A 22,416-nucleotide genomic window follows, 5' to 3' on the forward strand; every position below is an offset into this window, starting at 1 on the left:
TATTCATGGTAATTTCTGTTTACTTTGTAGAAGCAATTACTAATGTGTCTGCTTCCATATAGATAGTACCTGGACCCATAAACCCACTCTCACTAATTGCTATTTGACGCAATAAATTACAAAAAGCATTTCTAGTATTTTGAGCAAATTGATAAGTATCTATGGTCGGCTGATTAAGAATTCCCTTGATACTCTGAGCCAGACTTTCTGAGCGATCTGATGAGGGTTTTTGAGCATTCCAGTTAAGCTGAATTCTGAGAACTTTACCTGCTTTATAAAAGCATACATTCCGTACTAAAGAATTTCCGGATGAATGTTCTTGATAATCATTTTGCTTGCGGGGTGTAAATAAACAAAAGAACAGATCATAGAGTGCGATCGCTGATTTGCGTGCAGTTTCTTGATCCTGTAAAGCAAAAACTGGGCTACTAGTTTGTGAGCAATGACTCCAAGCATCAGCATCTTGTGTAAATACATCTATATTTCCATATACTTTCTGATGAGCCATCAAGGCTATTAAATAAGCAGCACCAACAGAAATATTGCGCTTGGCATTAATATTTGTTTGTCCACAGAAAAAAGCTCCCGCCAGACACTTTAAAGACTCATGAATATTATTAGCTGATTCTTCAATTTCCCACCAAACATTAGGTATATTTAGTTGTAAAGCCTGTCCAATTTTTCTTTTATATTCCTTAGCTTGATAATCACTACTCTCATCATCATCATTTTCTGCTTTAAATAAGAACTTTCTCACTTCGGCAAAGTCATGCTTCACCAGAGTTGTTCTTTCATCATTTAAAAACCATCTATCAGAGTAACGCCACAGTTGAGAAAGTGGGTGTTCTTCAATATCTAACCAATGTAAAAGCTCTTGCGGTAGCAGCTTATGATCTTCTTTATGCTCATGAATTGAGGTTTTGCGGAAACACTCTAGATTATGAGGATTGCGTAAGTCTCCACCACCTATACTTAAATGAGCAATTTTTTCAGCTTGTAATGGTTGATGTTCATACCAATAATCAACAACTTCTAAACCATGTGCTTTGCTTTCCTGCATATCTTGACCATGAAAATAATCTACTAATAAATAGAGTTTGTAGTGTTGAGTATCTAATTCAATAACCCAAGATTTTATAGTATTGATAATTAATTGAATGTCTTCAGGTTCAGTCGATTGAGGCAAATCAAAAAAACCAATCGCTAGTGTATCATCATAACGGCTAAGTTTATCAAAAATAACTTTTAAACCATAGCCGTGTGCATTAGGCGGTTGATCATATTTCACTAATCTAAAGCAGTCATCGATAACAACTATTACTTTTTGTCCTTGATCTTGCTTCCAGACATATCCCACACATCTTTTATCTTGACTAAAATACTCAATTAGCTTTAACATAAATAAAGATTATTTTTTACTGATTACTGTATACCAAAAATCATTTTCTATATCTAATATTTTGATATTAAAAATGCCTTGCATTCGTTTATTTATAAATTCAAAAAACTGGCTATCATGTAGGTCTTTATTTTGGAATGACTTAATTATTTTGCAATTTTTAATTATTACTTGGTTATGACTCACCTGTATACATAGATATGGACTTGATTGACCAGCACATTTAGCCCGAAAGGCGTGATACGCTGCTTGCCAAAAGCAATGATGAAAACAAATAGCAAATCCTCGCCATCTCAGCCATTCTGGGTAATCTCTATCCAACCACTCAATAGCTTCCTCCAAAGGTTTTTCTAAAATCTCATGACTAAATACAGTTACTGCTTCTAACTTTCCTGATATTTCTAAAGCTCGATCAACTGTTTTTATATCATATTGTTGCGTTTGCTCATCAGTTCTTTCTTTTGATGTCCGAGTATAAGTAGCACGTCTTAAGGCATGACGTAGACTAATATTAATCAACTCATGAAAAACTTGTTTATTGGTGAAAGCTTCCCACTCAGGAAAATCAGGTTCTGGCTCTTCAGAAATATTTTTAGATACTTTGAGGTCAGAATTACCCCAAATATCTATGAGAGATTTTAGTTGCCAAAGAGATGATTCCGTGCTTAATTTAAGTGAAGTTCTGGCTGGATCATCCCAAACTTCAGCCACTAAGCCGGCAGATTGATGTGCTACTTGTTTAGTTATTTCTTCTCTAGAAACCATCTGAATTTCTTTAGCTTTTTGCATCTTTTGCTGTAGTTCTTCATATAACTTAGGAATATCAATTCCTACTATTTTTTTGCTGACATCTAATTCTTCGTGAATTAAATCTTTATGTTTTTCTGTTAACCAGCAAGGAGCATAAATATCAACCCCATGATTAGAATAAACTAACATCTCATTAGTCGTAGATTTATTGGGCGGTTCCCCAGTTTTAGAAACGTTAAAGCACACAAAGTAATCTTTTACTGTTTCTAAAAATAAATCACTCAACTCTAACTGACTATTTAAATTAGATTGGACTTTCGATAACGCATCAAACTTCAAAGAAAATTTCAATGTTTCTGAAACTTTTTGAATAACGTTGTATAGTTTAAAATATTTTTCTCTTTGAAAAATTTCTGGTTTATCTAAAAGCTGTGGATTTCTCATATTCACAGAATTGTCCCATTTAGCAAATAGATATGCCATGCCGACAAACCAGTAATTGTCAATGATGATGGGATAATGAATCAGATAATCATCTGCCGTATATCTCTGGTCATCTTGGTAGTCCATTTTATGAATTAAAGACCTTTCTACGCAACCAAACCAAGATTGAGAAGGATCATCGTATAACCTCCGTGTCCAAATTTTGCCATTTCTCAGTTTACTCTTTTCAATTTCTATTAAATGTTTTAGACCTAAATTATTAGCCATTGTCAATAAAAAATTTTTGGTGTTGCGTCGTTTATCGCAAATAAATAGCCCATCAATCATTTGCTGAAATTTACGTGAATCTACTTCATAATTTCCTAAAGAATAAAGATGACCTAATTTCCAAGCTTCATAAATAATAGCTGTAGCTCCAAAATTAGTAGGAATAAACTCTATTTCATACCTTTTAATTAATTTTGTAATGATCCGCTTGATTTCATCTAAGTCTGATTGTGAAAGAACTGCACCTATCTCTAAATTTTCTATTTTATTGTAAAAAATTTCATCTAGAATCTTCATGTCTTGGGCTAAATTTGAGACACCAAACTCATCAGACTCTGGGCTTTGCCACTTAACTGATTGCCAATCTAAATTGCGATATTGAGCATTAGCGTATAATCTTCTGACATCATCTAATAATGATTCTGGTTGAAAGGTGTTTAACAATCTGTCAGAAACATGAGGGTCAAATCTTCTTTTAATAACAGATTTACCATTTTCTTGATATCTGTAATTAAACAAAATTTCACAAATTAAAAACTTAGGTTGATAATTGTTAATGGAATCACTCATTTGCATACATCTCGCGGCTTCAGCATCAGTCATAGAAAAAACTGCTAAAGATTCTTGTATACTTTCTACATAACTGACGAAATATGGGTTAGAAGTCATAATGTATTTAAATATACTCCTATTTTATAATTTTATTTTCTCTGCAAAGTTAAAATTGTTGATTATGGTTGATAGCATTTTATATTTTAAAACAGTTGTTATATATTTAATAGGCTTTGTAAGTTTTTTAAAACCTAATTTCATAAGTATCTGCATATATAGTGATTTTCAGGTAAGTGAGGTACAGAAACAATGTTTTTCAACGCAGGGAGCACTGAGGAAAACGCGGAAGAGCGCGGAGATTACCCAATTTTATTTAACGATGTACTTAGTACCTCAGCAGATTAGGAAATGCTATATAGGACTAGTATTTAATTTTTTGCGTATTCTGCGCTAGGAGATAAAAACTCAAGACACATTTAATAAGCTCTTACCTATTGCTTATTTCCCGCCCAGACAAATAAGTCCATAAATTAAATCGGATTCTTATATAGTAAAATTAAATGTTATGTAATAATTAAGAGAAAATAAAATGTTTTTCTTGTTTAATTATATTAAAATTTAGTAAATTAGAGAAAGAGCGATCGCCTTTGCCTAGTGACATGATTGTATACTTGGACACTGCTTTAATCACCTCTAATTGAGAGACGAAAATTATGTAACAGTTATGCAAGTTACAACGAAAGCTATTTTGCGCCTTAAATGCTCTAGTGATGATGCTATCAGAGATGTAGGCGATCGCTCAAATAAATACTTGTAACCTAGTTACAAGCACTGAGTTGCTAATTCTGCCTCTGTAGTGTTGATATCAGCAACTTTCAGGAAATTCTGAGACATTAATCTCAAGAATGAATACTTGTAACTGCGGATTTCGTCAATTGTGGTAAGTGATGGGGTTTAGCACACTACCACAATTTAGACTATCCTCTAGGACAAGAATCTAACGTTCAGCAATTACGGATTTTGCCATCCTTCATATGCAGCAAGTGCTACGTCAACTGCGGGGTGACTACACAATTGCTTAAATGCTTCGATTCCAGCAGATTTAATGGCAGCTATAATCTTAGTCATCAGTTGTGGCCTCTGTTCAATTTCCCGTCTAAAAGCCTCAGCAAACCTTTGTTTTTGTGCATCTGTCTGGATAGGGTAGTTTGGCGATAAATCCTCAAGTACTGCGTCTATTTCCTGAGCAGCTTCTAAATCTTGAGTTGTGTAATGATTGTTTTGTACTCCGATTTGATTACCGTTAACTGCCTGATTGTTGATGTTGAATACACCGGTGCTGTTGGGTAAATTAATGTTAGTTGTAGACATCTCTGGTTGCCCCTCTAAATTAATATTGAAGTTGAAATTGAATTTGAACAAGACGGTACTCAAATCGACACGCAGGTTTTTTACTAATTGAAAAACTCGTACGACTGGAGTTTTATCCCAATTAATTGGGCTGGTCTTATGAGGCTCTTGATTGAGATTGTGGATAATGTTAATTATTCGCTCATAAGTTTCCTCTAAATTATGTTCGATTTCCTGTTTGTTAATGACTTCGACAACTCCGGGCAGGATTTTTAAAGATACATACTCGCGCCAAAATCCTGGCTCATTGAACTGACCTTTGTTATAAGGTGAGGCGGTAATGAAGATAAACTTTGTGTCTAAACCATGATGAATAATCTTACGCAGAACCCCTCTTCCTTGCAAGCCTTGCAATTCTCCTGCTTGTCCAGGAGAAACAAACAAAATTTCGTCGATCAAAGCTATCTTGACGTTATATCTTATGGCAAACTCGATAGCTTCATTGGCATTTTGGGTAGCATAGCAATGGATGCCAGCTTTTTCTAACTGGTCTTTGTGTAATGTTAGCCATATTGGCTCATCCTCTAAAATCAGAACAGTCAGGTTAGGCATGAAGGTCACACACACCAACAGAGTTTTCTTAGCCTCAGTGAGTGTTAACAAATTGCTTCAGGTTAATTTTACTGAGCGTGTTAGTCACCCACATATATTAGGAGTTACAAAATAGAAGACGTGCTAATTGTATCTAGGGGGAATTATTGACCAGCTTGGTTTTTTGCAATATTTGCATAATTTTATTTTTGTAACCAAGTTTCATCTGATTTTTCTAGCAAATTGATACATTCTTTATTTCGCAATGGTTTCATTTGATACTGAATCTTCAAGTTTGGATCTTTGAGTTGTAACTATTACTGCACTAACTCACAAACAACCGGTGAGATGGAGAGTAGAGACAAAGCTTTTTGAGAGTCTAGATTAAAAACAAGTGAGTCAATTACTCAACAACCATGCCACTATAGAAAGCAGAACTGTAAAAATAGCAAAGAAAAGGCTAGAAAACGCCGTGCAGATTACATTCTTAGGGACAAGTTCTGGTGTACCTACTAGAGGGCGCAATGTTTCCAGTGTGGCACTCAGATTACCACAGAGGGCAGAGTTGTGGTTATTTGATTGTGGTGAAGGGACTCAGCATCAAATTTTGCGGAGTGACCTAAAAATTAGCCAACTGTCCCGGATTTTTATTACCCATATGCACGGTGATCATATTTTTGGCTTAATGGGACTGCTGGCTAGTTGTGGTTTGGCTGGCAATGTGGATAGAGTTGATATTTATGGCCCAGCCGGACTGAATGACTACATCCAAACAGCTTCCCGTTACTCTCATACCCATTTTTCTTACCCAATTAAAGTTCATACCGTCCGTCCAGGAGTCATCTATGAAGATGAAGAATTTACCGTCAGTTGTAATGCTTTACATCATCGCATCACCGCTTTTGGTTATCGTGTAGCAGAAAAAGACCGTTCAGGACGGTTTGACGTAGAAAAGGCTAAAGCTTTACAAATCCCTCCTGGGAGAATTTATGGTCAACTCAAGCGCGGTGAAACAGTCACTCTAGCTGACGGACGTGTGATTAATGGTGCTGACTTGTGTGGCCCCACAGAAATTGGTCGTAAGATGGCCTATTGTACAGACACAGTTTATTGTGAAGGGGCAGTGGCATTAGCACAAGATGCCGATGTATTAATTCATGAGGCTACCTTTGCTCATCAAGATGCAGACATGGCTTTTCAGCGATTACATTCCACAACCACAATGGCAGCACAAACAGCTTTAGCTGCTGGAGTGCGTCGTTTACTAATGACTCATTTTAGCCCTCGTTATGCTCCCGGCAACCCCATAGAGTTAAAAGATTTACTCCAAGAAGCCCGTGCCATTTTTCCCCACACAGATATGGCTCATGATTTCATGATTTATGATGTGCCGAGGCGGAGAGAAGTTACACTCAGTAAGGTAAGTGTTTAAAGGAGTGCTGAGTGCAAAATCAATTCAAAATTCGTCTTGGAAAGTTAGGCGGGACGGAAACCGACACCACCTACTTTCCGCAAAATTCAAAATGAAGAAATAATGACTAATGACTAATGACTATTGACTATTGACCAATAACTATTGCCTTAATAAATAGGGAGACATTACAGAATGTCCATTACTAATTCACCACCTCAGTTAAAAAGAGAGTTGGGGGTGTTTGGTGCGACTCTCATGGGATTGGGTTCGATTGTTGGTACGGGTGTATTTGTTAGTATTGGAATTGGGGCTGGGATTGCTGGCCCGGCGGTTGTTTTGGCTGTGGTGATTGGGGCAATTGTGGCTACTTGCAATGGTTTGAATAGCGCCCAGTTAGCCGCTAATCACCCGGTCAGTGGTGGTACGTATGAGTATGGTTATAAATATCTTACGCCGGCTTTTGGTTTTACTGCAGGTTGGATGTTTTTAGTAGCTAAGACAGCCTCGGCGGCAACTGCGGCTTTGGGGTTTGCTGGTTACTTATTTAACATTTTGGGTTGGGATACTAGTTGGGTTGTACCGTCAGCTATTTTAGCTGTAGTGGTGATGACTCTGGTTGTGTTGAGTGGGATTAAACGTTCTAATCTGGCTAACACAGTAATTGTCTTAGTTACTTTGGTATCTTTAGGGGTTTTTGTTGTTGCTTGTCTACCTCGTGCTTTAGGGCAAGGTGCGGACAATTTGACTCCTTTTTTTACTGGTTCTTTGGGGGATGTACTTCATGCTAGTGCTTTGATGTTTGTGGCTTACACGGGTTATGGACGTATTGCCACAATGGGTGAGGAGGCACGGTCTCCCAGAGAAACTATTCCCAAAGCGATGATTGTCTGTCTAATATTGACGATGTTGCTGTACATAGCAGTAGCAACGGTGGGAATAGCGGCTGTTGGTGCGGATGCTTTCACTAGTGCTACGGGAGTGGCGAAAGCTGCACCTTTGGAAGTGGTGGTACGAAGTGTAGCAGGTTCGGGTGCGGCCATAGTTTTGGCTGTTGGGGCGATAACTGCAATGTTGGGTGTGCTGTTGAATTTGATTTTGGGTTTATCTCGTGTCTTACTGGCCATGGGAAGACGCACCGATGCACCAAAATTTTTAGCACAATTGAATCGAGAACAGACATCACCCTACTGGGCGGTGATAGTTGTGGGAGTAGCGATCGCTTTCTTGGTACTCTTGGGTAATGTGAAAACTACATGGTCTTTTAGTGCCTTTAGTGTGCTGATTTACTACGCCATCACCAATTTCGCCGCTTTAAAACTCCCCCCATCAGAGCGACTTTACCCCACATGGGTAGGTTGGCTTGGTCTTTTATCTTGTCTATTCTTAGCTTTTTGGGTAGAGTCTACTATCTGGCAAGTGGGTTTAGGCTTAATTGCGGCTGGTTTAATCTGGCATAAAGTACGGAGGGTAGTGATGTAAGTGCTGAGTGCTGAGTGCTGAGTAGGGAAGTAAGAGAGTGAGGGAGTGTACTTCGACTACGCTCAGTAACCGGGAGTGAGGGAGAAAGAAGGGCTATTAGTTATTGTCTTTTCACTCACAACTCAGCACTCACAACTCAGCACTCAGCACTCAGCACTCATCGCCAGCAACGCCGTACCATAGGCGGCTTCTGTGTTGTGGGAGGAATCTACAGGTACTTGGAGATGGCGTTGACGAATAGTCGTCCAGGTGGGATTTTTTGCTCCACCACCGGCGGTGTAGACGTGATTTAGGGTGTCTGCACCTAATTTTTGTAATAACTCATAGCCCTGGGCTTCGATGCGGGCAATACTTTCTAATAATCCGTGGAGAAATTCGACTGGGTTATCTGGGCGGGGTGTGAGTCTTGGGGGTAAATGGGGATCATTGATGGGAAAGCGATCGCCTACCTGCAATAAGGGATAATAATCTAACTCGCTAGTTTTACTCTCATCAATCTCACGGCTGAGATTTACTAATTGAGTATCTGTAAAAAACTCTCGTAATACTGCCCCACCTGTATTAGAAGCACCACCAGTGAGCCACAAATCACCAAGTCGATGGCTGTAAATTCCGTAGCGCGCATCTTCTACACGGGTGCGACTTAAGAGTTTCAGGACTAGGGTGGAACCAAGGGAGGTGACAGCTTCCCCTGGGGATTTTGCCCCACTGGCTAGAAACGCCGCAATACTATCAGTTGTACCAGTACAGACTAAACAATCTGGTGGGAATAAAAACTGCTGGGCTATTTGGGGACGCAATTCTCCAACCGGTGTTCCAGGCGGTAGAATTTGGGGGAGATAAATGGGGATGTTTAGGCTTTCTAACCATTCTGGATACTGTAATTTTTCTACGTCATATCCCAGTTTTAAGGCGTTGTGATAGTCGCTGATACCTAACTTGCCATGTAGGAGGAATCCTAGCCAGTCGGCTTGATGCAAGAAATATCTCGCCTCGCTAAAGGAGGGTAATTGCATCATCCACAACAACTTAGCCAAGCTGGAGGTGGCACTTAAAACCGTATGATTTGGGGGCGCAATATCTCTCAAACCTGCTAGCACAGATGATCCCCGCCCATCGTTGTAGAGTAAAGGTGTGTCTACTGGTGTACCTGTGGCATCGCATAATAAGACTGTAGACGAAGTACCGTTGATAGCGATCGCCTTCACTTCTCGACGCACTTGTTCTGGGATTTGTGTGAGTAAGCTAAATAAAGCTTCCTGCCAACTAGACACCAAGCTAAAATTATCCTTGGTTTGCCAAGGATACTGCACTTGTGCCTGAATATTACCAGCCGCATCAATGACTACTGCCCTAGCACCAGATGTCCCAAAGTCGATCCCCAAATAAAAATTCATAGTTTTATAAATTTTTTTAATGAAAAATAACTAAGACTACTGACTAATAACTGCTTTTGTTGCATCTTGTTACAAGATATTCCAAAATGCTGGAGAAACAAGGAAAAGTAGTAAACGAAACTGTTCAAAATTGATTTAAGTTTAGGAGGTTTCTTCCCATGCCTATTTCCGATACTCAAGTGTACATTGCTCTGATTGTGGCTCTAATTCCAGGTATTCTGGCTTGGCGTTTAGCAACAGAACTCTACAAGTAAGGCTAAAAAGCAACATCATGAGTGTGGCAAGGTGTCACATCTAGTTGGACACTAATCATGAAAACTTTTAATGAGCAGTTACCCAAAAAGCTAGGTGTGATGTCAAGTTGCTGATGCTCAAACACAATAGTCCAGACAGTCTGGATTATTGTGTTTAAGAGGATGTTTGAAAAGTTTCAGTAGGTATAAAAATGTCATTCTGACTGGAGCGTAAGGAAGAATCTAGGTTTTGTGGTACATACCGAGATGTTTCATTCCGCTACGCTGCATTCAACATGACAAAGAAACAAACTTTTCCAACGTTCTCTAACAAGTGAGTAAATAGTTGATTTTTTTATACAAATGACTTACGTAATATTATTTAAGTTAGCAAAAGTGATATGCCAGAGTTAAAGCGATCGCCGTAAGCTATGACCCAATCTGAATCAATTTAAGTTCTGAGCTTTATTGACGATTCAGCTTGTATTAACGGATTAAAATTGACAAATGTAAGTTTTTATTGATACTTTGGAATGGTTTAATTCCCACAAATCAGTAAACACTAAATTGGACATTATACAGTAACAGTAAGTTCATCAGTGAGACTGCAACTCGGAATTGACATTCACTACTAAAAGAATAATAATCCTGGCAGATAAGGTGCAGTTTCCAAATACTGGTGGCTGAATCTCTTGAAGAAGAATTCAGAAGTCAGAATCAATTAGTGGCGGATCTGAATCCCCCACTAAATTGAAGACTGGTAAATCTTTGATTTAGCGGGGGTCTTAAACCCGTTTATTCATCCGCCAGTCGTACAGAATACCCAACTGAATTCTGACTCCTGACTCCTGAATTCTATTTAGATACAATTATGCCAACCAGTTACCTACGTGTGTTTTGTATTTTTTTAACAAATATCATACGTGTAGCAATTGGGAAAAAATGAAGTAATATGTCAGCTAATCTTAGCCGTCATTATTGCTAGTAAGCTATTGACGACTCAGCTATTCAATCAGGTGATTTCTTTTAAGCATCATGAACGCTATCCAACCTTCTCAACCTCCACAACAACCACAATCACAACCGCAACATCGTGCTGTCCCTCGTCCCAAACGGCATCTACGTCAGCGTTCTTACCGAGTGATGGCAATAGAAACCACAGCGAAGATAGCAGTAAATTTTGCAATTTCTGCCGCCGCCGCATCTGCCTTAACGCAACTTTTACCCTATCAATGGTCACAGCAAGATAAGTTGCAGGAAGTCCATACTGAAGTTAAGCAAATGGAAAAACGGGTCAGTACTTTACAAACACAGCTAAACCGGAATTTTGATCCCAGTCAAACTAATAGCATTAGGCAACAGCAAGGATACAAATTTGCACCTAATCAGATGCCGATAGTCTTGACTAATCAAGAGGAAGCAGAAATAGATACGCCATCTTCCTTACCCTAAAAATTATGATCTAGAATGGGAAATTCAGCACCAGGGACAGGCTTGCGCCTTGAACGTCAGCCAAATGGAAATAGCCTTGAAATTCTCTTAATATCTATGTTTAATTATGGGTTACTTTCCTCATCTACCTAACAACTACTTGCATAAATAAATTATTTAATAGTTATTTAGTTATTAGTTATTAGTCATTAGTTATTAGTCATTAGTCATTAGTCATTAGTAGGTTGGGGCAGCCCTGCGTTGCGGAGCCAGTTGCATGGGCGGGTCTCCCGACTTGTGCAAACTGGCATCGGGTTTCCCGCGTTGTAGCAAATGGCGTTGGAGGCTTTGCGTCATCCAACATGATCTTGTAAACCCGATGTATATCTTTGCGTATTTTTCCCGGTTGTGTGGACTGGCGTTCAAAATTAAGTTTTTTTGAACTATTAACTATTGACTCTTGACTAGAGGCACGTATCAGCTTAACTCCCAATCTTCACTCATGACCAAGGAAATACAATGTCAAATTTCGATCTGGTGATTAAGTTATTTTTGCAACTGACAGTCATTTTAGCTACTTGTCGCATTGTCACAATTTTTGGCAAACGCTATCTTGGTCAAACTGATGTTGTTTGTGAAATGATCGCAGGTGTGATGCTAGGCCCTTCGCTACTGGGTTTGATTGCACCAGAATTTCAGCAATGGCTATTTCCCAAGCTACCGATATTAACTGCATTAGGGACGAAAATACCCAATCCGTCGATGTCGATTTTATATGCTATTAGCCAAATTGGGTTAGCAATTTATATGTTTCTCATTGGGTTGGAATTTAATACCAAACTCATCAGACACCATATCAAAAGTGCAGGAATTTTATCTGCGGCGGGGATTATTACGCCTTTTATTTTAGGTGCGATCGCTTCTTTCTGGTTACATGGTAATGGCGAATTTTTCCAACCTAAAGTTACACTGTGGTCTGGTGCTTTGTTTATGGGTGCGGCCATGACTATTACAGCATTTCCCATGCTAGCTCGCATCCTTTACGAAAAGGGCTTGACAAAAACCCGCTTTGGTACATTAGCTATAGGTGCAGCATCAGTTGATGATGGTGTGGCGTGGTGTTTACTGGCAATTGTCCTGGCTAGTGTAAAAAATTCTAGCAGTATTGCTATTCTAGCGATCGGTGGCGGGATTGCTTACGTGCTATTGGCAATTTTCATCGGTCAGCCTCTGCTGAGTAAATTTGTGACGTTGACAAGACGAGATGGTGGTGTAAGTCGGCAAATCCTCACTTTATTGTTGATTGTATTAATGTTCTGTGCTTGGTTTACTGATGTCACGGGTATCTATGCAATTTTTGGTGCATTCATCTTGGGTGCAGTAACACCACGAGGAGAATTTGGTGAACAAATCCGCCAGTACACGGAATTTTTGACAACTTCCTTTCTCTTGCCGATATTTTTTGTCTTCTCTGGACTTAACACCCAAATCGGGTTAGTCAACACACCAATTTTGTGGGGCATTACTATTTTGATTGTGGCGATCGCTATTATTGGTAAAGGTGTTGCTTGTATGCTAGCAGCAAAGTTAGCTAAAGAGAATTGGCGAGAATCAGCAGTTATTGGTACTTTAATGAATGCTCGCGGTTTAATGGAGTTAATTATCCTCAATATCGGTTTAGAACAAGGGGTGATTACTCCCACGTTATTTACCATCATGGTAATTATGGCGATTGTCACAACCCTGATGGCATCACCACTGCTAACTCTATTATTGAATGGTACAGAGTACGAAAAAGCTGCTGTTTAATTTAAGTTAGAAGTTAGTAGGATGCGTCAGTAAGAATAATTTCTCGGTACAGCTAGGTTTTCTCGAACTGACGCATCTAAATATAGGACTTACGCACTCAACCAATAAATCCTTCTAAAAGTGGTCAATAGTCAATAGTCAATAGTCAAAATCAAGTTTTTTCGACTGTTGACTATTGACAAAAAAGCTAGAAAATTTGGGGACACTGCGTAACCCGAATTTCTCACGAAATTGATAAAACCGAATTACAGAGGCTGTAGGGGCGGGTTCACAAATATGCTTCAATCATTCACGAATATCTCATGAACCCGCCCCTACCGTTTTGTGAGAAATGCAGGGTAAGTCCTATAATATTAGGGTAAGAATTCAGCACCCAGGAGTCAGAAGTCAGAATTAATCAGGGTTTAGGAATATTAGCTTACTCATCAAATATGAGAATTTGAACTATTCTGACTCCTGTATTCTGACTCCTGAATCCTTACATATTATGCTACTTGAAAGCTAAAGTTGAAACTTGCCCAATTGTTGACATCTAAGATGTATGAATCTGTTGCTGTGCCATTCATCTCAGATTTGATAGTATTGGCATTGTGCAAGTCTTGTAGTAGTGCTTGGGCAATTTCTAGGGGATTTACCAATGTGCCAATAGGCTGTTGATCTCCTGTGGAATATTTAGCATTGTCTAAGGCTTCTAAGGTACTGTTGAAGGGTGCAGTACTGAGAATGATTTGGTGTTCGCATTCGTAAGCTGGCCCGGAAGTTACCCATCCTGATGTGGGTGCAGCCTGTGGTAAAGTCATAGTCTCATGAGGAGCGATCGCTACTTGCTGGAGTTGGGGTTTATTATCGGGATTGTTGGGTTCTGGAGATGTTTGCCAAGAATAAAGACCGATCGCTGTACGATGATTTTTTAACCCCAAAAGCATAAAATAGATTGGGCGATCGCTTAAATTTTGCACTCGGTACTGTATCCGGCTACCGATAGGTATTACCACAGTAGCGGGAGGTTTTTTGAGCGTAGTTTCATTGTTGAGACTCCGGACTGTTTCTTGTTGCCACACCAATCTGGGCGATATATTGTTAACAATCTCCAGTGTCACCTTGACTGGTAAACGGGAAGAACCTTGATTTTCTGTGAGTCGCCACAACTTCGCCGCTAACAGGGTGAGCAATTTTGATGATAGCCTCAGCGCTGCTACTTTCACAGCCTCCCCAACTCCGCCATCTGTATTGGGAATGAGTTCACCACCTGGAGTAAATAAACCATAACGACTGGGGTTTTGTGGTAACTTACCAAACACGTAATCGGCTGGTTGTTCACCGACAACGACGCTAGAAAAGCGTGAGATTCCCGTCAAGGCGCTGGTAGCATCGACTCTTTCGATTCTCTCTAAACTTGTATCTAAGGCTACTGCTAAGTTAATATTTTTCGGTAATACCCGCAGAGTTTCTTGCAGCAGTTGCCCGGCTTGGAGGGGAATTATTTCTCCTGTTTTGGCTATTATCGCTTTAGCAGTTAATCCTGTGCGCGATCGCAATACTAACTGCTCTCCTGTCACTAAGGAAAGTCGAGAATTCACACCATAATATTCTAGTACCTGGGCGGGTAGTCCTCCCAACCAGATCAAGGCTGTTTTGCCATCATCTTCTATAGCCAGAATCACTCCCTCGGCACTAGTAGCGTGATCTAAGAGCAAATTCTCAAAGGTGATAGCAGGTTGATTTTTCTTCTGACTCAGTAACCCTGGTTGCTGTTTACTGCCTAATTGGTGTACGGAATTGGCTACATGAGACAGGCTGACTTGAATAGTTGTCTTGGGAGTAGACTGCCAAAGTTGCTGTGTTAAAGCATAAGTAAATAACCCAGCACTAAAACCAGACATGAGTATTTCTCTAGCTGATTGTTGGGGATCAGCTGTGGCTGATAAGATGGCTGTGGAATTGAGGTCTAAATTTTGTGTCTTCAGTTGTTGGAGAAAATCAATCTCTCCACTAACTAACTTTACCTCTGGGGAATCTGCACGAGAGCGAACTCGCCACCCAGTAGGCTGGAGAGGAGTGGGATAATAGCTAGTATCCAAGACAGCTGTCACATGATCTGTAGGCAGCGATCGCAACAATAAGAGTAAGGTTTCTTCTAGTAAATATTCAGCTATTTGAGAATTTTGTGCGGCTTGATTCTCATTAGTCGGCACTAAAGCATTCTTTAACTGCTCAGATTCTACCGTGATTTGTGTACCATAGCCGCTAAAGTGGAAGACTACCACATCACCAGATTTAGCTTGTTTCACAAGATGATCTAAAAAAGCTGCTTCAATAAATTCTCGGCTAGCTTGTTCGTCAGTTAACGTCAGGATATCAGACCCCTGAAAGCCAAACCGATGCACTAATAATTCTTTTTGTAATTCCACATCAGTCAGACAACCACTCAAGGTAGGACTGTGGCGATATTGATTAATCCCAACTAATAATGCTAGTTTTCGTGGCGTAGGTTGTGCTAAAGCTTGATAATAGCGATCGCTCAACATCAACCACTCAGTCTCAGTCACACCCAACACTGCGAGTATTGAGCCAATCCGTTGTAAAAAAGTCCGACGCTTCATAATTAGCCATCAGTCCTCAGCTCGTCAGCTAACAGCTTATAGGGCTGAAGTCTGGAGTGTAAATATACTTTACCAGTGAACGATGATTTTTGCGAGAAGGGTAAGGGGAGGGGGGAGGGGGGATGGGGGGATGGGGAGAGGGGGGATGGGGGGAAAGAACCTATACAACTATTTTCTCCTTGTCTCCTTGTCTCCTTGTCTCCTTGTCCCCACTCCTCACTTCTCACTTCTCACTCTCTCACGCCAAAACCTGAACTCGCATCGCCCTCGCTAATTCTGCTGCTACTTCTGGGCGGGAAAACTCTGGTGGGGGTAATTCACCACGACGTAGCATTTCTCTGACTTTTGTTCCTGATAGGTGGATGCGTTCTTCTGGTTTGCTAGGACTAGTTTTACTTGTCGCCATCTGTTTCGTACGGGTGCAGTAGAAAGCGTGTTCAAATTTCATCGGTACAATTCCCAACTCACCAGGGGCAAATTCATCAAAGATATATTGAGCATCATAAGTACCGTAGTAGTCACCTACGCCAGCGTGATCCCGTCCGACGATAAAGTGAGTACAACCGTAGTTTTTGCGAACTAAAGCGTGAAATATTGCTTCCCTCGGCCCTGCATAACGCATGGCGGCTGGATTAATTGCTAAAATCACCCTATCTACTGGGTAGTAATGTTCTAGCAAGATTTCATAGCAGCGCATCCTGACATCAGCTGCAATATCATCTTCCTTAGTTGCCCCGACTAAAGGATGTAAAAATAGACCATCCACAGTTTCTAAAGCACATTTTTGGATGTATTCGTGGGCGCGGTGAATGGGGTTGCGGGTTTGAAAACCAACTATAGTTTTCCAACCTTTCTCTTGAAACATTTGCCGTGAAGCCAGAGGATCAATTTGGTATGCAGGAAACAGGGGATGGGGATCGCGTTGTAATAGCCAGATATCACCAGCAAGATGCACAGCACCTTGGTTATAGAGTACCTTTACCCCTGGATGCTTGGCATCATCAGTACGATAGACATTAATGGCTTCGTGATTTTTATCGTAGCGATATTTTTGTGTGAGTTGCAAAACCCCAATATACTCACCCTTGGGATTATCCAAACGAATCAAGCTACCTTCCATTAATGAGGCAGCTACTTCTTCGCTTACCGACAGTGTAATCGGTATTGACCACACAAGACCGTTAGCTAAACGCATTTCTGTCACGACGCGATCGTAGTCTTCCTGGTTCATAAAACCAGTCAGGGGACTAAAAGCCCCAATAGCAATCATTTCTAAATCAGAAACGGCGCGTTCATCAAGTTGCACTCGCGGCAAAAACTCAGCCTTAGAAAGAAACTCTTGCTTCTGTTCTGGTGTGGCAATGCGACTAACCAACTCTCCACCGTGCGGTGCAATGGCATCTGAATGCTGGCTCAACTTTAATCCCCTCTTAGCAAGAAATGTAATTGCATACTATGTACAGGTTATCAAAATGCTGGTACACAGAGAACAGAGAATAGACAACGTCCCTATTCCCACTCGGCAAATTCATTAGTGGTGTTGCGAAGTAAGGAATTTAGTTGGGTGCGTCGGGTTTCAAAATTGGCAGCGATGGAAATCAAGCTAATACCAACTAGTAAACCCACAACCCATTTTAAAAATGGGTAACGTAAGCTAAAAATCACTAATTGGTAGACACTGGTAATAGGAAAAGCGGCTGTACCAACATAGAGGAAAGCCCTGATTCGCAAAGCTAATCCGGCAAAAATGGCAATGAGGGCAAGCCCTCCTGGTAGCCAGGGGATATGTTGATGAAACAATATTGCCCATCCACAAATGACACCACTCCCTAATACTCTCAAGCTATGACGAGCTAGTTTTGACTCTGGTTGTCTGAGTTGAGGATCTATTTGAGCAATATACAAAATTGATAACCCAACGACTGTGACATACCACAAATAATCGGTGAGATTGAAGCGATAAAACCAGGAAAATAGCGCCCAATCTATCAAGACAGCACTAATATAAGTAAACCGAATGTTTGCACCGACTTTAGCTAAAAAGATGTAAAATCCAGCAGCTATCAGCAAGGTGATGGGGTGAACTTGGAATCTGGTTTCGGCTAATATTACCAATGGTGCAATATAGGCAGCTTGTCGCCACGGTCTTGCTGACCATCCCCAACTTTCCCAAGGTAAGATGTAGAGGAAGTAGGCAAATACACAAGCGATCGCTCCATTCCACGGGACTAAGGGGCCTGCTAACCATTGTCCCACGGCAGTTTCTCGCCAATAAATCCTCATGCCGATGAATTCTAAAAAGCCGAGGTAAACCCAGATATCTGCTGTGCTGATGCCTCCCCAGACACGGGAAACAGGTGATGTAGGAGAATTTCTCCCTTGTAGGAAAGCGTAGATAATTAAAAATGCTCCTGTTCCCAAACCTACAAGGCGGTTAACTTCGATGGGTTGGTTAATCGCCGTCATCAGTAAAGCGCTACTCCAAGCCCAGTGGAGATGGGCAATTAGTTTTAGTTCTCTGGGGGTGAGGCGTAAGTAGTCTGTCAGCCAAGGTGCAAGGATACGATAGGCAGACATAATGCTTGTCCCCAAGGCAGCCATAGCAATTAAACCATCACCCAAGCCACCACCAGAGGCTTGTAACATCTGGTAGAACAAGATTTCATAGGCGGAGACGGATACACCAATAATGCCTAAGTAAAGCAGGGGTTTGAAGTCTTCTCGTCGTCGCCCCACACCAATGAAAATTAAGGCTACACCCAAAGTACACAACCCAGACCAATTGCTAAAGGTGTCTAATCGTAGTAAGACGCTAAATAAGCCATATACTATGGGCAAGACATGAAAACTCTGGGGTAGCTTGGTTAATTGATAGCGCCGTCGCCACCATTCTCCCAAAAGCTGAGTGATTAAACCCAAGGCGATATTTGCGATCGCTACGCGGATAATTGAGCGATCGCCAAAGCCTAACACTTCGGCTATGAATAACTCTACACTCCAACCAATGCCATAAAATGCCCAATTTGTTGGTTGTTGCCAACTACGATAAGCGATCGCTCCTAAAGTTATAGTTATGGCAACTAAGTACAAAAATCCTGGATTTACCCACTCTTGATAAACTAGCAAGGAATGGAGAGTAAGATTCAGTAATTCTACGCCACATAAAGCGATCGCCCATTTATCAGCCACTCGTGCATAGATATTAGCTAATTCATCATCCCGTCGCTGTAATACAGTCCGCCCTAACCATAAACCGAGAATGGCGATCGCCCCAACAATATACCAGCCAGCAAGAACTAGACGTGGTAAACCCGGTATCCCTTCCCACAGTAACGCCGTCAGCAAACTTAAACCAAAACCAACGGTGATACCTGCGAATTGTTGGTTGGGTAAATAGCGAGTGTTAGCATACATCACACCTGTACCCACAGCTAAACCAACTAGTCTGATTCCTGGTGAAGCTAGAGTTAATAACTGTGACATCCCCACAGTTAATACACTTAAGCAAGTGTTGATAGTTCGTTGCTGTGCAGTGGTGCGACTGGCTAACCCTGTCAAAGCAATGGGTGTAACTAACCACATCACACCCCAGGGAGCTTGATTGATGACTAATCCCTGCACATATAACTGAGTATTGACCCACAACAACAGGAAACTGACAATCGCTAGTCCCAAACCAATGTACCATCCGCTACGTTGCCATAATCCTTGCCCCAGACTATATCCCCACTCTGCCAACATCAGCACGAGGAGAATACCAGCCCAGATATGTGAACTCAGATTGGGTAATAGCCAGTTAATCGTAGAACCAAGTGTCAACAATCCCATGATGTGAGTCAGGTACACCAAGGGAATAGGTACAGAAGCACGGCGGTTGCTGACTACGACTAGGGTGATTGTCGATAACAGCAAATTAAGCGATCGCAATGTGGGATTGACGGTGGAAATTGTCGTTAAACAGGTTCCCAATAATATTGTTAAAAGTTCGCCAAACTGTGCTAATTGTGATTTTTGGGCGTGGCGTAAGCTTTCAGTGACGACTACCATCAAGATGACGTAGGGAAATAAAGCAATACTCACCAAAGCCCAAGGTTCATTTTGTGACTGAGTGAGTTGCGTACCAAAAGCGATCGCTAACTTTTGCCATGTCGGCGGGACTAATCGCCAACCCAGCCAAGTTGACTGTAAACCAATCACAAACAGTAAAGCTAAATCAATCCGGAGACTATATTTATCTAAACGCACTCTTTCCACCCACAAAGCTAAAGCGCTAATAGCGATCGCTTGTGCTGGATGATCTGTGACGGCTACTAACCAACCCAGTAAGAGTAAAACCCCGCCGAGTCTTTCCCAAAGTTGGGGATATTTGGGGATGGGGGAAGATGTGGAAGTTTCAGGGGAGATATTTGTTGGTCTTTCTTGCTGTCCTAACCATGTTGTTAACCAACCACAAATACCAATAGCTAACCCTAATTGCGTCACATCCACACCAGCAACAAAAATTGCTCGTGTTAGTAGGAGTAATAAACCGTAAATAATAACGGCAGCATATATATTGATAACTGTTTTATTCGCCGATGCGGGTTGCTGCTGGCGATAGTGATAGATGGTGATGATAGTTGTGCTGATCATCGCCACATAAATAGTAATCAGGGGAAAGTTGGGTAATTTCCAACCCCAATGCAAATAACTTAACCCCAGAATATTGATTACAGGTAATTTATTTCTAGAGACATTATTAATTAGGGTGCGATTGCTACAGAGCAAAACCGTCACTACCGTCAAAATTGGTGCAGCGATCGCCACTGTCAACCAGTCTAGAGGATTGTGCCACAGTCGAAAACTGTCCATTGCCCAAAAGTTGACTGGTACAAGCAACAAGGTGACAATCAGCAACGTTTGCCCTGTCAATCTCAGGTTATCTTGTCTCCCAGCCCAGAAACTGAACCCCCAAAAACTCAAGGTATAAGCCAATAACACTCCATACTGTCCAGAAGCCGGGAATTTTTCCCATTGACTAGCCGCCAGTACTCCCGACGACACAACAACCAGGAATACACCCAAAAACAGCAACCAGCGAACACTTAGTTCTTCCCCTAAAGACTGCAACATTTTGCTGAGGATGCTGGGTTGTGCTGGTTGTTTTGGTTGTTTTGCTTGTTTTGGTGATTCTGGGATTTGAGCTAATAATGGCCTTTCTGCAATCCTTTGTGGTTCCGAAACAAACTGGGGTTGCAACTCCACATCACAACTGAGAAACTCTCGACATATTTTTCTCACTTGGGTATCAGATATTAGACCCAAGCGCAACCACATATCCAACCCTTCCAGTAGTCGCGGATGGGAAGATGGTAGCTTTAGTTCAATTTTGATTGGTGGATCAAGAGGCGATGACATAAATCGCAGCCGTATCAGTATATACTTAATATCATCATTGGCTACTAATATATTTATGCGATCGCTGTGCCACTTGTCGCGCTGACTAATCAATTCTTGACATACTCCCCGCAAGAGAATTGCGGGGATTCTGGGGTCAGACAGCGATAGCAGGCACTGCCCGTCTTAAATCGCCTAACCCAACAGTCGATGCCCCGACTGCTTGAATATTACGCGCTGCGTTGTCATCTCTCCCATTAATTGACTGACATGAGGGACAACGCCACTCTCTTATAGACATATCAAGACTTTCCAGAACATGACCGCAGTGGTAACAAGTCTTCGTGCTGGGATACCACCGGTCGATGAAGACAACCAATTTATTTTTCTTTTTAGCAACCCACTCTAGAATTTCCAGAAACTCACCAAAAGCTAAATCTGATATTTTCCTACCCCAAATTCGCTGCATTCCCTTAAGGTTCAAAGTTTCAAAGCAGAGAATATCAAACCTGTTAGTTAACTCATGAGCTAGTTTCCAAAACCAATCACGGCGACGATTAGAAATATCTTCATATTTGCGGACTAGATTCTTTCTAGCTCGTTCCCGATTAGATGATCCTTTAAGTTTTTGGGAATGCTGCCTACTGGCTTTCTTAATGGTGTTTAGTGATTGCTTAAAAAATTGGGGCGACTCAATTTTACTGCCGTCTGAACAAGTGAGGAATGCTTTCAATCCAAAATCAAAGCCAGCAATTTTACTCGTCTTAACTTCGACTTCTGATTTACTACCTTCATCAACAACTACAACCATGAACAACTCATCTAGTGGTGTACGTTTAATGGTTAAAGTTTTGACTGTTCCCTCTATCTCTTTAGACTTCCAAAATTGATAAACTCGACCACCAATTTTTACTCTATTGCCACCCAAAAACTTATATCCTGCTTGTTTTAGGGTGAATGATTTGTATTTTTTGACTTTCTTGAATCCTGGTGGTCTAACTCCTTTTTTGTTATGTTTAAAAAATAATTGGTAGGCTTTCTCAATGCGTTGACAGATGTCTTGTACCGCTTGTGAGCCTACTTGCTGCCAAAAAGGGTTTTGCTTCCGCAGTTTAGCAATATGAGCCTGAAGTTTTACACAGCTTAAGCATTTACCCCACATTCGGTAGTACCGCTTGTGTAGAGCAATGCAATGATTGTAGATTACCCCACTCGCATTGATCATGCGCTTGAGGAATCTATTTCTCTTGTGGTGATACAGTTTGAACTTCAGGGTTTTCATGCGGATATGATACTACTATAAGTATTCCTATTACCTATT

Annotated in this window: 13 protein-coding genes; 5 read left to right on the forward strand and 8 right to left on the reverse strand. The window is 41.0% G+C overall.

The window, feature by feature from the left end:
* Positions 1-19 precede the first annotated feature (19 nt).
* The 3 genes from FD725_RS19250 to FD725_RS19260 all read right to left on the reverse strand — a co-directional run bounded on the left by FD725_RS19250 (position 20) and on the right by FD725_RS19260 (position 5,374).
* Positions 20-1,399: a hypothetical protein gene (locus FD725_RS19250; RefSeq protein ID WP_179049628.1), complete on the reverse strand. Its 1,380-nt coding sequence runs from the start codon at positions 1,397-1,399 to the stop codon at positions 20-22.
* 9 nt (positions 1,400-1,408) lie between these two features.
* On the reverse strand, positions 1,409-3,529 hold the full coding sequence (locus FD725_RS19255; RefSeq protein WP_179049629.1) for a hypothetical protein: 2,121 nt from the start codon (positions 3,527-3,529) through the stop codon (positions 1,409-1,411).
* Positions 3,530-4,423: 894 nt separating this feature from the next.
* A complete protein-coding gene (locus tag FD725_RS19260) occupies positions 4,424-5,374 on the reverse strand; it encodes a response regulator (RefSeq protein ID WP_179049630.1) in 951 nt (316 codons plus the stop codon).
* A gap of 451 nt (positions 5,375-5,825) precedes the next feature.
* On the opposite strand from FD725_RS19260, the gene FD725_RS19265 reads away from it, so the two are divergent.
* Together FD725_RS19265 and FD725_RS19270 are read left to right on the forward strand one after the other, a co-directional pair.
* Positions 5,826-6,785, forward strand: a complete 960-nt coding sequence (locus tag FD725_RS19265; protein ID WP_179051596.1) for a ribonuclease Z — start codon at positions 5,826-5,828, stop codon at positions 6,783-6,785.
* A 174-nt stretch (positions 6,786-6,959) separates the two neighbouring features.
* Positions 6,960-8,246: an APC family permease gene (locus FD725_RS19270; RefSeq protein ID WP_179049631.1), complete on the forward strand. Its 1,287-nt coding sequence runs from the start codon at positions 6,960-6,962 to the stop codon at positions 8,244-8,246.
* Positions 8,247-8,389: 143 nt separating this feature from the next.
* On the opposite strand, the gene FD725_RS19275 is transcribed toward FD725_RS19270, so the two are convergent.
* Entirely contained in the window at positions 8,390-9,643 is a 1,254-nt protein-coding gene (locus FD725_RS19275) for an FGGY-family carbohydrate kinase (protein ID WP_179049632.1), read from the reverse strand.
* 158 nt (positions 9,644-9,801) lie between these two features.
* Here FD725_RS19275 and psaM point away from each other — a divergent pair, with 158 nt between their 5' ends.
* From psaM to FD725_RS19290, 3 genes are all read left to right on the forward strand, one after another.
* Complete coding sequence (gene psaM / locus FD725_RS19280) at positions 9,802-9,897, forward strand: photosystem I reaction center subunit XII (RefSeq protein ID WP_179049633.1); 96 nt, start codon at positions 9,802-9,804, stop codon at positions 9,895-9,897.
* 1,014 nt (positions 9,898-10,911) lie between these two features.
* Positions 10,912-11,328, forward strand: a complete 417-nt coding sequence (locus tag FD725_RS19285; protein ID WP_179049634.1) for a hypothetical protein — start codon at positions 10,912-10,914, stop codon at positions 11,326-11,328.
* Positions 11,329-11,826: 498 nt separating this feature from the next.
* Positions 11,827-13,116 (forward strand): cation:proton antiporter, encoded by a 1,290-nt coding sequence (locus FD725_RS19290; protein ID WP_179049635.1) that lies wholly within the window; start codon positions 11,827-11,829, stop codon positions 13,114-13,116.
* 485 nt (positions 13,117-13,601) lie between these two features.
* Here the strand turns inward: FD725_RS19290 and FD725_RS19295 are convergent, their stop codons facing one another.
* The 4 genes from FD725_RS19295 to FD725_RS19310 all read right to left on the reverse strand — a co-directional run bounded on the left by FD725_RS19295 (position 13,602) and on the right by FD725_RS19310 (position 22,377).
* Complete coding sequence (locus tag FD725_RS19295) at positions 13,602-15,719, reverse strand: caspase family protein (protein ID WP_179049636.1); 2,118 nt, start codon at positions 15,717-15,719, stop codon at positions 13,602-13,604.
* A gap of 238 nt (positions 15,720-15,957) precedes the next feature.
* Positions 15,958-17,136, reverse strand: a complete 1,179-nt coding sequence (gene sat / locus FD725_RS19300; protein ID WP_179049637.1) for a sulfate adenylyltransferase — start codon at positions 17,134-17,136, stop codon at positions 15,958-15,960.
* A 92-nt stretch (positions 17,137-17,228) separates the two neighbouring features.
* Positions 17,229-21,116, reverse strand: a complete 3,888-nt coding sequence (locus tag FD725_RS19305; RefSeq protein ID WP_179051597.1) for a DUF2157 domain-containing protein — start codon at positions 21,114-21,116, stop codon at positions 17,229-17,231.
* A 136-nt stretch (positions 21,117-21,252) separates the two neighbouring features.
* The gene (locus FD725_RS19310; RefSeq protein WP_179049638.1) at positions 21,253-22,377 is read right to left on the reverse strand and encodes an RNA-guided endonuclease TnpB family protein; all 1,125 of its coding nucleotides are present in this window, start codon (positions 22,375-22,377) and stop codon (positions 21,253-21,255) included.
* Positions 22,378-22,416: the final 39 nt, after the last annotated feature.

This window comes from Nostoc sp. TCL26-01 (assembly GCF_013393945.1).
Taxonomy (GTDB): Bacteria; Cyanobacteriota; Cyanobacteriia; order Cyanobacteriales; family Nostocaceae; genus Trichormus.

Bases quoted from the DNA above. Each gene is read 5' to 3' on its own strand.
- FD725_RS19250 (WP_179049628.1), bottom strand. From the start codon at position 1,399: ATGTTAAAGCTAATTGAGTATTTTAGTCAAGATAAAAGATGTGTGGGA.
- FD725_RS19255 (WP_179049629.1), bottom strand. From the start codon at position 3,529: ATGACTTCTAACCCATATTTCGTCAGTTATGTAGAAAGTATACAAGAA.
- FD725_RS19260 (WP_179049630.1), bottom strand. From the start codon at position 5,374: ATGCCTAACCTGACTGTTCTGATTTTAGAGGATGAGCCAATATGGCTA.
- FD725_RS19270 (WP_179049631.1), top strand. From the start codon at position 6,960: ATGTCCATTACTAATTCACCACCTCAGTTAAAAAGAGAGTTGGGGGTG.
- FD725_RS19275 (WP_179049632.1), bottom strand. From the start codon at position 9,643: ATGAATTTTTATTTGGGGATCGACTTTGGGACATCTGGTGCTAGGGCA.
- psaM (WP_179049633.1), top strand. From the start codon at position 9,802: ATGCCTATTTCCGATACTCAAGTGTACATTGCTCTGATTGTGGCTCTA.
- FD725_RS19285 (WP_179049634.1), top strand. From the start codon at position 10,912: ATGAACGCTATCCAACCTTCTCAACCTCCACAACAACCACAATCACAA.
- FD725_RS19290 (WP_179049635.1), top strand. From the start codon at position 11,827: ATGTCAAATTTCGATCTGGTGATTAAGTTATTTTTGCAACTGACAGTC.
- FD725_RS19295 (WP_179049636.1), bottom strand. From the start codon at position 15,719: ATGAAGCGTCGGACTTTTTTACAACGGATTGGCTCAATACTCGCAGTG.
- FD725_RS19305 (WP_179051597.1), bottom strand. From the start codon at position 21,116: ATGTCATCGCCTCTTGATCCACCAATCAAAATTGAACTAAAGCTACCA.
- FD725_RS19310 (WP_179049638.1), bottom strand. From the start codon at position 22,377: ATGAAAACCCTGAAGTTCAAACTGTATCACCACAAGAGAAATAGATTC.